Source organism: Paenibacillus sp. E194 (assembly GCF_000935845.1).
GTDB lineage: Bacteria > Bacillota > Bacilli > Paenibacillales > Paenibacillaceae > Paenibacillus_B > Paenibacillus_B alvei_B.
This window is the reverse complement of record NZ_JMDX01000184.1, coordinates 1-11,973: the sequence shown is the minus strand read 5'-3', so window position 1 is coordinate 11,973 and position 11,973 is coordinate 1. Positions and strand designations below refer to the sequence as shown.

The following is an 11,973-nucleotide window of genomic DNA, read 5'->3' as shown; positions in this document are numbered from 1 at the left end:
AGCACAACCTCCCATACACGCATAACCCCAATTGCAGACAGTAAGTCCATCGCAACGGAGAAAAAGACAACCAGCCCTCCTACAACGATCATAAGCTTTAAAGAGGAGGCAACAGCCTCCTGCAATAAGGGTACCGAGGGAGCGGCCATCCTTCTGCCTAGCCTCATGCATGGCCCAGAAGGCGCGGACAACGAGGGGAATCTGCTTGACACGCTTCGTCTGTCCATGGGAGGAGATCGGCTCGACACCTGCGGCTATGGGTGTCATAGGAGCATGCGGGGCATGGAATCGCATCAATAGCCCGACGACAAATGCCGCTCCGTAATGAGCAAGTGCTATCGTAAGAGCTAGGCTGGCGTCTCCGAAAAATCCGATGGATACAGCACCTATTAGAAATATGGGATCGGATGACGTGGTGAAGGCGACGAGGCGCTCCCCTTCTTCACGGGAAATGAGACTCTGCATTCGCAGCTGAGTGGTGAGCTTGGCTCCAACAGGGTAACCGGAAGCATACCCCATTGCGACCACAAACCCGCCGATTCCAGGGATGCGGAACATCGGGCGCATGATTGGATCAAGCAAGGTGCCAATGAAGTGTACAATACCGAAACCAAGCAGAGCTTCGGATATAATAAAGAACGGGAGCAAGGATGGGAATAGAACGTCCCACCAGATGGCCAACCCCCGTGTCGAAGCGGATAATACGGTGTCAGGATATATGATCATTAATAAAATGAAGAGACCAATCGTTGCTGCGATGAGTACAATCAGGATGGAGGAGCTTGTCCGAGAGCGGCTCATTGTATATTCACTCCCTCTAATTCTTCAGTCAATGGGACGACCACTGCAATACAACATATGATAAAGGGGCAACAATCATGCTGTTCACCTTCAGAACAGCGCTGTGATGATACAATTCTGTCTTTATTCTGTAATCAAAACGTAAAGGAAACGCTTGCATTTATCCGTGTCATTTCGGGAAGCATTATGGTACACTAAAAATACAAGAAAGATGAAATGCGTATCCGATCGTTAGGGGTGATTGGTGTGAGCATTATTGCAGGCATCCTTGTTTGCGCTTTTGTTTATGTCATTCGGGAATCGTTAATGGGATCACCAGAAGAAGATTGGTAAAGACAAGGTAAGAAGAGACCACAACTACGGCCAGACGCTGAACAGATGCTCAGCGTTTTTTTGTGCTTATTTGCACGTTCACCATTCATTTGATTGAAACTTCTGCTCGTTTGTAATAAAGTGTTGAACAAGGACTACTTTATTGACGAAATGCTGGCTGTTGATGGCAGTCGCATGATGGAATAGATAGGAGCGATTATGGAACGGTACAGTCAAACAATATATGAGGCGATCGGCGGAGAGGCGACGGTTCGGAAGATGGTGGAGGCTTTCTATCCACGGGTCCAGGCTCATCCTTTGCTTGCGCCACTATTCCCAGAGGATATTATGCCGGTAATGGAACGACAATTCATGTTCTTGACGCAGTTTTTCGGAGGACCATCTCTCTACTCTGATCAGTTCGGACATCCAATGATGCGTGCACGTCATCTACCATTTCCGATAACGCGTGATCGTGCAGATGCATGGTTAGGCTGCATGCGGGAAGCGCTTCGTGAGATAGGAATGGAGCCAGGGTTGGAAGCGATGGTTATCGATCGCTTATCAGGCCCAGCGTATCACTTTATTAATACGAATGATGAGGCTTAATTCCTTGTTCAAATAGAACGGCTCATGTATTCCATAATAGATTCGTTTTCATGGACTTCGTGCGACTCACATAATCGATCAGCAGAAAAGAGGAACGATTTATGGAGGTTGAACCGCTTTTTACGGTGAAGGTAGGCTGTCCGTACTGTGAACAGGTATTTGTTACTTCGCGTGTACGGCCTCGCTTCAAGAAGCCCTCACGCATTGACAGTGATTTTTGTACGCATTATGACGAGGGCAAGGTGAATCCGGACTTTTACGTAGTTCGGGTATGTCCTTCATGTGGATGTGCATCCACAGAAAATTCCTTAAAGCATTGGTACGAGCCGCAGCGTAAAAAGTTCGAAGCACGCATCGCGAACCAGTGGAAGAACCGTGATTACGGTGGCGAGCGGACTTGGGAGGATGCGCTTGCAACGTACCAGCTGGCTCTGTTAACAGCTCAGACTATTGGCGAGAGCCATCGTGTGGTTGCTGGTCTTCTTCACCATATCGCATGGTTGTATCGATATCGCAATGATGTGGTAGAAGAGCGTCGATACATGCAATATGCACTTGACGCCTATGTTGCCGTGCTGGAGCAGGAGTGGCGCGATCAGAACGATGCGCGGCTCATTTTTATTATCGGGGAGCTGTATCGCCGATTGGGCGAATTTAATGAGGCTGTGAAATGCTTCAGTAAAATTGTCCATGATAAAAGGATCATGGACGCGGCAATGATTCGAGCTGCTAGAGAGCAATGGATCCTTATTCGTGAGGAAATGAGAGAAGCAACTGAAAACGCTACATCAAGTATGGCCGATTGAATGAGGAGACAAGAAGACGTGTATCCGGCAGAAGTGGCGGGTACACGTCTTTGTCTTGTCCAGTGAAAATCAATCCTCACTGATCCATGCATTCTATCGAATCGCGCGGTCTGCAAGCAAATAATCGTTATCCGCATCGATGATGACGAGGCGGTTGCGACAACAAGGGAATACAAGGAGCCGTTTCTTGCCGTCATGGATATCAGGAAGCTCATTTGGCTTAATGGGAAGAAGGACATTGTCTTTCTTACAAAATGGGCAGGTTGATATATACAGGTCGCCCATTAGCTGATCATACGGCAGTGTATTTTCAAATGGTATCATTCCTTGGTGTTCTCCGATGATTGTTCTGCGCCAGAAGGGCTCTGATCGGCCTTATTAAGCTCCGCGAGCTTCTGTATAAGAATGTGTTGCGGCATATGCATGAGCTGCTCTAAGGGGACATTAAGCGCCTTAGACAGTTTGACAGCAGTGTCTGCAGAGATTGGCAATGGTTTCATCTCACGATCCTCCCTATGCGAGTTCCTATAAATTTTGATATAGTTTAGTTATACACGGTCAAGGTGCAAAACTCAAACTTTGCAAGGTTGAATAGGTGTGGACAAATTAAGCCAAATGAAAGGTGTGTGCACGATGAAACAACCGTTAAGTCAAACATGGGATTTGGATGTCATTTTTGAAGGTGGGTCAGAATCCGAAGCACTGCAGGCTTCACTGTCTTCTGGTGAGCAGAAAATCACTTCGATTACGAACGAGCTTAAGACCATGACGATTCCTCAATCGGTTGAAGAAGCCCAGCAGCTTGCCCGATTGACACAGCAGCTTCAGCAGTTGATTGCAGAGTTACGTGAGGCAGGTGCTTACATAGGGTGCTTGACGGCACAAAATGTAAAGGATAAGAAAGCGATTCAATTATCCGACCGTGTACGTACAATCGGTGCCCGACTGGTTACTTTGGATACGCTGTATGATGAGCTTTTGCGCGGCATGGATGAGCAAGTATGGTCTGAATTTGTTGCACTGCCTGAAATTGCAGGCATTCGTTTCAATTTGACTGAACGCCGAGAATGGGCAAAGGAGAAAATGTCACCGGAGAAGGAAGCGCTTGTTGGGGATTTGGCAACAGATGGTTATCACGGATGGAGTGCCAACTATAACACTATCGTATCCCATTTCCGTATCAAGCATGAAGAGAATGGGGAGACAGTGCTTCTTTCTGCAGGACAAGCTGACAACAAGTTGTCTGATGCTGATCGCTCGGTACGCGAGGACATGTTCGCGAAGTGGGAAGAAGCATGGGAAGAGCGTGCGGACTACTGTGCTGACGCCCTTAACCGAATTGCAGGCTTCCGCTTGAAGCTGTATGAGAACCGTGGCTGGAACGAAGTGTTGAAGGAGCCCCTTGCCTACAACCGGATGTCGCAGGCGACGCTGGATGCAATGTGGGATACGATCGTTCGCAATAAGCAGCCGTTCGTGAAATATTTGGAGCGAAAAGCAAAGCTGCTTGGTGTAGAGAAACTCACATGGTGTGATGTAGAGGCTCCACTTGGCGACACGCAATCCAAGATTTCTTACGATGAGGGTGCGCGTACGATTGTCGAGCAATTCGAGAAGTTCAGCCCGCGTATGTCCAAGTTCGCAGTGAATGCATTCGAGAAGCGCTGGATCGAAGCAGAGGATCGCTCTGGCAAGCGTCCAGGTGGGTTCTGTACGTCGATGCCTGTTAGCAAAGAAACGCGTATATTCATGACTTATGCCGGCACACCATCGAACGTGTCCACCCTTGCCCATGAGCTTGGACATGGTTATCATACGCATGTGATGGAGGATCTTCCTACATTTGCAAAGTCATATGCGATGAACGTAGCAGAGACGGCTTCCACTTTTGCCGAGATGATCGTATCTGACTCTGCGGTGAAGCAGGCGAAGAATGAGCAAGAGAAGTTGACACTGCTGGAAGATAAGCTTCAGCGGTCAATTGCGTTCTACATGAATATCCATGCGCGCTTCCTGTTCGAGACTCGCTTCTACGAGAAGCGCAAGCAAGGCGTATTGTCCTCTGAGGAACTATGCTCGCTTATGGAAGAGGCACAGAAGGAAGCGTTCTGTGGTGCACTTGATTCGTACCACCCGCACTTCTGGGCGTCTAAGCTGCATTTCTACATGACGGGTGTGCCGTTCTACAACTTCCCTTACACATTCGGTTACTTGTTTAGTACGGGATTGTATGCGCGAGCTCTGCAAGAAGGCGAATCCTTCGCAGCGAAGTACGATGCATTGCTGAGGGATACAGCGGTAATGACGGTAGAGGATCTTGCACAGAAGCACCTTGGCGTAGATTTGACGAAGCCAGATTTCTGGCAATCGGCGATAGATGTGACATTGCAAGACGTGGAATTGTTCCTGCAAATGACTGAATAATTTAGAGTGACAACGGATAGACCGTGCAAGTTAAATGAGGCTTACATAGAAAGGAAAAACAACTTGGCGACATCAACTAGGCTTCTTAAGCTGTTCCATGCTTTGTTTTACTCAACGAATGCCGTTCTGCTTTCTTATTTGCCGCTTCTATTGCGGGAGCGGGGTTTCGAACCGTTTGAAGTAGGCACTATATTAATGTTGGGGCCTTTTCTGGCGATGTTTGCACAGCCTGCCGCAGGTCTGATTAGCGACCGCATCCGAAAGGTTCGCCCGCTACTAATCGGCTTGTGGATCGTATTGGGAATATCAGCGTCATTAGCTTTTTTGACAACGGATCGTATCCTTGTCGCGGTAAGTATTCTGATTTTGTATATTTGCTATCTTCCATCGATTTCATTGCTTGATACGTTAACAGTTAAAATAGCTAATTCTATGCAGCAATCATATGGAGCTGTTCGCCTTTGGGGTTCAGTTGGCTTCACCGTAACGGCTGTAACGCTAGCACAGGTATTTGATTTGGTGGGCGGAGTGGATTCACTGTTCTGGATGTATTTACCGGTCTGGTCCAGCTTTTTTATCGGTATGTTCTTTTTGAAGGAACCGAGATATGATGATGGTGAGCCGGATGAAGCGGTGAACATGACCATTTTGAAAAAGGCGCTCACCATTCCTTCCTTGCTTGTATTGCTTGCTCTTATTTTCGTCATCGGGATGCCCCATCGGATGAATGATGCGCTGCTATCGCTGCATATGAGCGATTTGGGCGCAACCTCCGGGCAGGTATCGATTGCATGGGCTGTTGCAGGATTCAGTGAAGTTTTTGGCTTCATCATTATGGGACGAATCATGAAGCGGTATCGAATGTTGACATTGCTTTCCGCCGTAGGCATGCTATATGCGCTTCGATGGCTGCTGTATTCCATAACGACGGAGCCGGTGATGTTAATCGTACTGCAAGGACTGCATTCGATTACGTATGCTTGCTTCTGGGCTTTAGCAATCGAATTCGTAGTGCAGCTTCTCCCGCAAAAATTAGCAGCTACAGGACAATCGCTGCTCGGTATGGTGTTCTTTGGCTTGTCCGGATTGGCAGGAGGAGTTATTGGCGGAGCACTGCAGGAATCGTATGGCGGTAATGTCATGTATGGCCTTGGTTTTGTCCTTGCCCTTCTTGGAACATTTGGCTTCATGTTGTGGAACCGCAAGGATCGCAAGCGCACACTTGCAGTTGAACAAGAAGCAACCGTATAACTTGCATAATGGAATTGGAAATTAAACTTATCATTTACAGTGCTGAATAGCTGTAAGGTAGGTAAATAGGTAATCCAATAACAGCGGGGCAGCCCTTAGTAGCATTCTACTAGTGGCTGCCCCGTTTGTTTTGGTTATATGCAATATTAGAATTTGAATACTTGAATCGTACGCTGCAACTGGATCACCTTTTGCTGCATTTGCTCCGTAGCATCGGCCATCGCTTGGACGGATGTAATTTGTTCATTCATAGAAGCAGATACTTGCTCTGTTCCCGCAGCAGATTGCTGTGTAATTGCTGAGATATTCTCGATGGAGCTTGAAATGTTTACAGCTCCTTCCAGCATCGTATCACTTTCATTCGCGAAGGCGGCAATTTGTTCGGTAATAAATTGAATGCTATCTACAATTTCTAGGAAGATGCGCTCTGTTTCTTTAATTAATTCCGTTTGGGCGTGAACGACCTCTTCATTGACTTGAATATTCGTAATTGCCTGGCGGATGCCTGACTCAATGCTTTTCACCAGAGTAAATACTTCCTTCGTCGAAGCGGAAGATTCTTCAGCAAGCTTGCGAACCTCCTGTGCGACGACTGCGAAGCCACGGCCATGCTCGCCAGCACGTGCCGCCTCGATAGAGGCATTAAGGGACAATAAGTTTGTCTGCTCAGCAATGTCAGAGATGGTGCGTGTAATTTTGGAGATGCCATCTGCTTGCCGTGCAAGTTCCTCAATTGTCGATGCTACTTGATCAGTTGCCTCAATGTTGCGCTGCATGCCTGCGCTTTGTGTCTCGACTGCCGTTCTTCCCTTAGCAACGAGACCGATTGTAAGGGCAGAGCGCTCATTCATTTCCTTCGTAGAGTATGTATAGGACTCAACCTTCTGTTCAATTTGCTTGACGGAATCCGACATCGATGCGACATCTTCGGAGATTTCCGCTGCTCCGATCGCAAGTTCATTTGATGAAGCTGTCACCTGTTCCATAACGAGCTTTAAATTGTGGTTCATATGATACATTTCTCTGCTTGATTCGGATACGTGCCGCGTAATATCGGTCGTTTGGCGTAAAATTTCACGAAGCTTAATGATCATGGAATTAAAAGCATGCCCTAACTCGCCAAGTGAATCATTCGTTGTCACGTTCAACGTTTGGGAGAAGTCACCCTTGGATACTTGCAGGGCTGACTGGGCAATGTCTTTGATCGGGGCACTCAATGAACTTTCCAGAAAGTTAATGATGGGATAGCTAACACCGATCAGAACGGCGATAATGATTATCCCGGTTGTAAGCGATACATCAGCTAGGAGTAGGACTATTGTCGCTAATGCGAATAGGCCGACGATACTGTAACAGCCGAACAGCAGCTTTTGTTTGAAGTTTAACTTGTAGAACCAGTTCATAGGACCGCTCCTTTCCCCCTGTCATGCCAAAATATAGAATTTGAAATCATTATAGCATCGGCTGCGAAGATGGTCTATGAAAATGTTAGTAAATTCAACATGATTAGACGAAATTCGTCAACACCATTTTGGATGATGTAAAAATGTGTTGATTAAAGGAAAATAATCCCTTATACTGTGACTTAAGAACCATAAATTTGAAGCTTAGCTTCTGTAAAAATAGGGAGGAATGAATAATATGAAGTCTGTCTCGATTCCATTAGCTAGGCAAATAAGCCTAGTTTTTGAACAATTAGAATCAGAGCTGATTGGTTTGACAGGTGGAACAATTGTAGTCTGTCTTCGCAATGATGTCATTGGGAAATTCGGTGTGAAGCACGATGCGTTGGAAAGCTGTGGTGGTGAACTAAAGCCGATTCGACAAGGTTTGTCGAGGCAGCAGATTGCCCAATTTCTGCAGACGGCGATTGATGCGCTGAAACATAAGAAGAATTGGACGCATGGGGAGATTGTGTACGATTTTACAGTTAGGCATGGGGAGCTGCATGTCAGCACATGGTTTGAATCGAATCACAATATGGTTTATATCTTGGATAAGAAGGAAGAGAATCTACATACTTACAGAAATGTATCTTAATGTGTACGTTTGCAATTGTCGAATGTTATTCGTAAATAAGAAAGCAGGAGTCTCTTCTAACACCAGTTGGTTGTAGTAGGACGTCCTGCTTTTTTTCGTAAGTATGGGGTGTTGCGTAACTAGCTTAAAAAGGTTCAACAGCTAAGATTAGCGAGCACGGCCAGCCAATTGCTGTTCAGCAATTTGTACAAGACGCTTCGTGATGTAGCCTCCGATGGAGCCCATATCGCGAGAAGTATAGTTACCGTAGTAACCATCTTGAGAAATTGGAATACCCAATTCTTGAGCAATCTCTAACTTCATTTGTTGCAGTGCTGCTGTTGCTTGAGGAACAACGAGATTATTGGAGCGGCTTCCTGTTTGTTGATTTGGCATGTTGTTCACCTCCTTGTGATAGTTATTATGGAGAGATAGAGATGAAATATGCGAGAGGAAGTGCTCGTTGTGAAATGTAAATAATGCCAAGTTGTCCTGGTCTGGCATTCATGGGAGGAGCGCAAAAAGGAGGCTTGTCGCCTCCCCTGTTATGGATGTTGAATTTCAAGCTCTAAGTTGAGGATAACTGGCTTGTTCGGCTCAAGTTCAATCAAGCCTGTGACCTCATTGCCGAATGGAAGATTTGGCGCATCAGGAAGCCAAGTATAAGGCTCTATGCAGATAATTTCATTCGCAGTGCCTCGAGTGTAGAGAACCCAATGCTTGAACCAAGGCTCATTGCCTGTATAGCGGATACGATAACCATCTTCGCGGGACAGCCAAGCTTCAGGCTTATGCTCGCCTATGCTGAATACCGTATCGAAGTCGGTTCCTTCTAAGTTCATTCCGGAGAGCAGCTTCTCGTTCTCGCTCAGCGGCAACGTATTTCCTGTCATAATAAGCTCTTCGTCCAGCTCATACACACCTGTAACAGGAACCTGTAGGGTCCAGCGGTTCGGTTCGCCATCAAGTTGTAACCACGTATGTGTTCCGAAGCCAAATGGTGCAGTCTGCCCACCAACGTTGGTTACTTGCAATTGTTGTGTCAGTTGGCTTCCCTTCAGTACATAAGTAAGCTCGAACTGGAGAGGCGTTGGATATTGCTCCATCCAGTGCTTATCTTCAGAAGAATGGAACTGAACCGTGACGATAGCGTGATCTTCGGTTGCTTCGGCACGTGTAACTTGCCACGATTGCAAGCGATGCAAGCCGTGAATATGATTGTTGTTGGCTGTGTTCTGATCAAACTGATAGGACACTCCTGCATATTGGAATTGTCCGCGGCGTATCCGTCCAGGCGGCATAAGCATAGGGATGCCGAAGTGGTAAGGCTTGGTCATATAATAATCCAAATCGCTCTCAGCTGGCGTACGCAAGATATCGCGTTCAAGCACTTTGTCCCATAGACGAATGAGATTAGCGCCTAGGGAAGGCAGCAATGTTGCCTCAAGCGTGTCACTGTGAAGAATAACTGTCTCATGATCGTTCCATTTGCCTCTCGTAATCTGATACATGCGAATTGCCCCTTTGCTCGTGAAGTTATGTAAGGTTGTTATTTTCATGATAGCAAATTCACGCATTAAAGTCATTGAAGCACACTAGGTCTAATCCAAGCTGGCGATAAACGGGCATAGGATAGATTGACAAATACATTGATCTTCGCTATCCTTATGGCTAATTCCTAGTTATGTAGAGCTCGCATAAGTGATAGGATATAATTGAATTCGTGTAAAATGATGATGAGGACAAGTACGCTATGCGGTAGCTCCAGAGAGTCGGTGGTCGCTGTGAACCGATGCGAATGCATAGTTGGAATGGGCCTCGGAGTGCTGTGTTGAACCAGTGATGTGCATGAAGTAGACATAGCCGCAGCTCTGCGTTACAGAGGTCAAGGCTTGCAAAGAGGGAGTCAGCATAGATTGCTGATGCTTCCTAACATTCGTAGGATTGTGCTTGTAAGAAGTCACAGCCATACGATTATGCAGGCGAATTAGGGTGGCACCACGGTTCTTCGTCCCTTGCGGATGAAGGGCCTTTTTTGCGTTCTCGAGTATGACGATACAAGAATAATGATATTTGTGGAAAAGGAAGTGTTGCGTGATGAAACGCGTACTATCTGGTATTCAGCCAAGCGGTCAATTGACACTTGGCAACTACATCGGAGCAATCCAAAACTTCGTGAAGCTGCAGGAAGAGCATGAGTGCTTCTTCATGGTGGTAGACCTGCATGCCATTACTGTACCGCAGGATCCGGAAAAATTGCGTGAGCAGACAGAATCAGTAGCTGCCTTGTATATTGCGGCAGGCCTCGACCCAAGCAAGTCGAACATCTTCCTCCAATCTCACGTCCATCAGCATGCAGAGCTTGGATGGCTGATGACGACACTCACCTATATGGGTGAGTTGGAGCGGATGACGCAATTTAAGGATAAGTCGGAAGGGAAGCAGTCAGTTGGATCGGGCTTGTTCGTATACCCATCACTTATGGCTGCAGACATATTATTATATCAAGCCGATCTTGTTCCCGTTGGCGATGATCAGAAGCAGCATTTGGAGCTTACTCGGGACTTGGCTGCACGCTTCAACGGGCGCTTCGGCGACTTCCTGACTGTTCCAGAACCGTATATCCCGGAAGTAGGCGCACGGATTATGTCATTGGATGATGCCTCCAAGAAGATGAGCAAGAGCAACCCGAACCCTGGAAGCTATATTGCCTTGCTAGATGATCCTGCTGTCATTCGCAAGAAGATCAGTCGTGCCAAGACAGACTCTGAGTCACTTGTGAAGTATGATCCTGCGAATAAGCCGGAAATCAGCAACTTGATGAGCATTTATACACATGCCGCTGGTATGTCCATTGCTGAAATTGAAGCGAAATACGAAGGCCAAATGTACGGGCCGTTCAAGAAAGACTTGGCTGAGCATGTCGCTGCGCTCATCGAGCCGCTTCAGGCCCGCTATCATGAAGTAAGACGCACAGGTGAACATCACGAGGCGCTGCGTCGTGGTGCTGAGCGAGCACGTGAAGCGGCAGAGCAGACATTAACGGAAGTGAAACGCCGGATGGGCTTCGTGCTCCCACAATAAAAATAGGAAGAATTGTTAAGCCTGCTTGCCTACTGGCCTGCTGTATGTTCTTGTTGGGCTAAGCTTCGCCGACGAAGCTTGGCCTTCACAATGAAGCCGCATCCCATATTGACGATGGCAAGTATGGTAAAGAGAAGAGCAAGCCAGACACTCTGGCTGATGGAGATCGCTGTTGCGATCAGCAAGGCGATGGAAGAGCATGCGAACCATAGTGATAACCATTTGTTCATGGGGAAGACTCCTTTTCGCAAAATAATGTTACAGATAAGTATAACATTTTGCAGGCCGGATAAAATAAGTTTGCAAGCTTGCAAACTAGAAGCACCAATTGCGAAAGGAGAATCACCTATGTCTAATCGTTCTGGTTCCAACAACTTGGTTGTTCCTCAAGCTACTGCTGCATTGCAGCAAATGAAATTCGAAAATTGCTCAGGAATTGGGCGTTCCAATTCCACAAGACGGCTACTACGGGAACTACACTTCCCGTGATACCGGTTCTATCGGGGGATACATGACGAAGCGTTTGGTGCAAATGGCACAACAATCGCTTTCCGGCGGTTCCCGCTAATCGAATGCACTAATGATTTGGCTACCCTGCGCGCGGGGTAGCCTTTTATTATGATATGGGGAGAATCAACGGCTTTTGGCAAAAAAAGAAGGTACAGTG

Annotated in this window: 12 protein-coding genes, 2 pseudogenes and 1 other annotated feature; of the genes and pseudogenes, 7 read left to right on the top strand and 7 right to left on the bottom strand. The window is 46.9% G+C overall.

The features are described 5' to 3' along the window. Positions 1–801 (bottom strand): annotated as a pseudogene (locus AZ66_RS21125) (nucleoside recognition domain-containing protein); the annotation flags it as partial. A 531-nt stretch (positions 802–1,332) separates the two neighbouring features. Between AZ66_RS21125 and AZ66_RS21120 the strand changes: the two are divergent. Continuing rightward, entirely contained in the window at positions 1,333–1,722 is a 390-nt protein-coding gene (locus AZ66_RS21120; RefSeq protein ID WP_044356632.1) for a globin domain-containing protein, read from the top strand. A gap of 101 nt (positions 1,723–1,823) precedes the next feature. After that, positions 1,824–2,528 (top strand): DUF2225 domain-containing protein, encoded by a 705-nt coding sequence (locus AZ66_RS21115; protein ID WP_044356631.1) that lies wholly within the window; start codon positions 1,824–1,826, stop codon positions 2,526–2,528. Between the two features lie 93 nt (positions 2,529–2,621). Here the strand turns inward: AZ66_RS21115 and AZ66_RS21110 are convergent, their stop codons facing one another. Both AZ66_RS21110 and AZ66_RS21105 read right to left on the bottom strand, forming a co-directional pair. Further along, a complete protein-coding gene (locus tag AZ66_RS21110) occupies positions 2,622–2,852 on the bottom strand; it encodes a hypothetical protein (protein WP_021254267.1) in 231 nt (76 codons plus the stop codon). After that, positions 2,849–3,028, bottom strand: coding sequence for a YycC family protein (locus tag AZ66_RS21105; protein WP_021258599.1), 180 nt, complete (start codon positions 3,026–3,028; stop codon positions 2,849–2,851). Before AZ66_RS21105 ends, AZ66_RS21110 begins: the two co-directional genes overlap by 4 nt. A 133-nt stretch (positions 3,029–3,161) precedes the next feature. Here AZ66_RS21105 and AZ66_RS21100 point away from each other — a divergent pair, with 133 nt between their 5' ends. Next, entirely contained in the window at positions 3,162–4,952 is a 1,791-nt protein-coding gene (locus tag AZ66_RS21100) for a M3 family oligoendopeptidase (RefSeq protein WP_044356629.1), read from the top strand. A 63-nt stretch (positions 4,953–5,015) separates the two neighbouring features. After that, complete coding sequence (locus tag AZ66_RS21095) at positions 5,016–6,203, top strand: MFS transporter (protein ID WP_044356628.1); 1,188 nt, start codon at positions 5,016–5,018, stop codon at positions 6,201–6,203. 146 nt (positions 6,204–6,349) lie between these two features. Here AZ66_RS21095 and AZ66_RS21090 read toward each other — a convergent pair whose 3' ends face one another. Beyond that, complete coding sequence (locus AZ66_RS21090; RefSeq protein ID WP_044356627.1) at positions 6,350–7,606, bottom strand: methyl-accepting chemotaxis protein; 1,257 nt, start codon at positions 7,604–7,606, stop codon at positions 6,350–6,352. A gap of 238 nt (positions 7,607–7,844) precedes the next feature. Here AZ66_RS21090 and AZ66_RS21085 point away from each other — a divergent pair, with 238 nt between their 5' ends. Then, positions 7,845–8,243: a hypothetical protein gene (locus AZ66_RS21085; RefSeq protein ID WP_021258595.1), complete on the top strand. Its 399-nt coding sequence runs from the start codon at positions 7,845–7,847 to the stop codon at positions 8,241–8,243. Between the two features lie 147 nt (positions 8,244–8,390). Here AZ66_RS21085 and AZ66_RS21080 read toward each other — a convergent pair whose 3' ends face one another. After that, positions 8,391–8,618, bottom strand: coding sequence for an alpha/beta-type small acid-soluble spore protein (locus AZ66_RS21080; protein ID WP_021258594.1), 228 nt, complete (start codon positions 8,616–8,618; stop codon positions 8,391–8,393). A 149-nt stretch (positions 8,619–8,767) separates the two neighbouring features. Further along, entirely contained in the window at positions 8,768–9,733 is a 966-nt protein-coding gene (locus AZ66_RS21075) for an aldose 1-epimerase (protein WP_021258593.1), read from the bottom strand. Between the two features lie 213 nt (positions 9,734–9,946). Next, positions 9,947–10,241, top strand: a binding site (T-box leader). Between the two features lie 78 nt (positions 10,242–10,319). On the opposite strand from AZ66_RS21075, the gene trpS reads away from it, so the two are divergent. Beyond that, a complete protein-coding gene (trpS, locus tag AZ66_RS21070) occupies positions 10,320–11,306 on the top strand; it encodes a tryptophan--tRNA ligase (RefSeq protein WP_044356626.1) in 987 nt (328 codons plus the stop codon). Between the two features lie 29 nt (positions 11,307–11,335). On the opposite strand, the gene AZ66_RS21065 is transcribed toward trpS, so the two are convergent. Next, positions 11,336–11,536, bottom strand: a complete 201-nt coding sequence (locus AZ66_RS21065) for a DUF5325 family protein (protein ID WP_021258591.1) — start codon at positions 11,534–11,536, stop codon at positions 11,336–11,338. A 118-nt stretch (positions 11,537–11,654) separates the two neighbouring features. On the opposite strand from AZ66_RS21065, the pseudogene AZ66_RS30825 reads away from it, so the two are divergent. Then, positions 11,655–11,874 (top strand): annotated as a pseudogene (locus AZ66_RS30825) (small, acid-soluble spore protein, alpha/beta type). Positions 11,875–11,973 lie beyond the last annotated feature (99 nt).

Coding starts and splice junctions, on each gene's coding strand:
- trpS (WP_044356626.1), top strand. CDS start 10,320: ATGAAACGCGTACTATCTGGTATTCAGCCAAGCGGTCAATTGACACTT.
- AZ66_RS21110 (WP_021254267.1), bottom strand. CDS start 2,852: ATGATACCATTTGAAAATACACTGCCGTATGATCAGCTAATGGGCGAC.
- AZ66_RS21100 (WP_044356629.1), top strand. CDS start 3,162: ATGAAACAACCGTTAAGTCAAACATGGGATTTGGATGTCATTTTTGAA.
- AZ66_RS21105 (WP_021258599.1), bottom strand. CDS start 3,028: ATGAAACCATTGCCAATCTCTGCAGACACTGCTGTCAAACTGTCTAAG.
- AZ66_RS21065 (WP_021258591.1), bottom strand. CDS start 11,536: ATGAACAAATGGTTATCACTATGGTTCGCATGCTCTTCCATCGCCTTG.
- AZ66_RS21115 (WP_044356631.1), top strand. CDS start 1,824: ATGGAGGTTGAACCGCTTTTTACGGTGAAGGTAGGCTGTCCGTACTGT.
- AZ66_RS21120 (WP_044356632.1), top strand. CDS start 1,333: ATGGAACGGTACAGTCAAACAATATATGAGGCGATCGGCGGAGAGGCG.
- AZ66_RS21080 (WP_021258594.1), bottom strand. CDS start 8,618: ATGCCAAATCAACAAACAGGAAGCCGCTCCAATAATCTCGTTGTTCCT.
- AZ66_RS21090 (WP_044356627.1), bottom strand. CDS start 7,606: ATGAACTGGTTCTACAAGTTAAACTTCAAACAAAAGCTGCTGTTCGGC.
- AZ66_RS21085 (WP_021258595.1), top strand. CDS start 7,845: ATGAAGTCTGTCTCGATTCCATTAGCTAGGCAAATAAGCCTAGTTTTT.
- AZ66_RS21075 (WP_021258593.1), bottom strand. CDS start 9,733: ATGTATCAGATTACGAGAGGCAAATGGAACGATCATGAGACAGTTATT.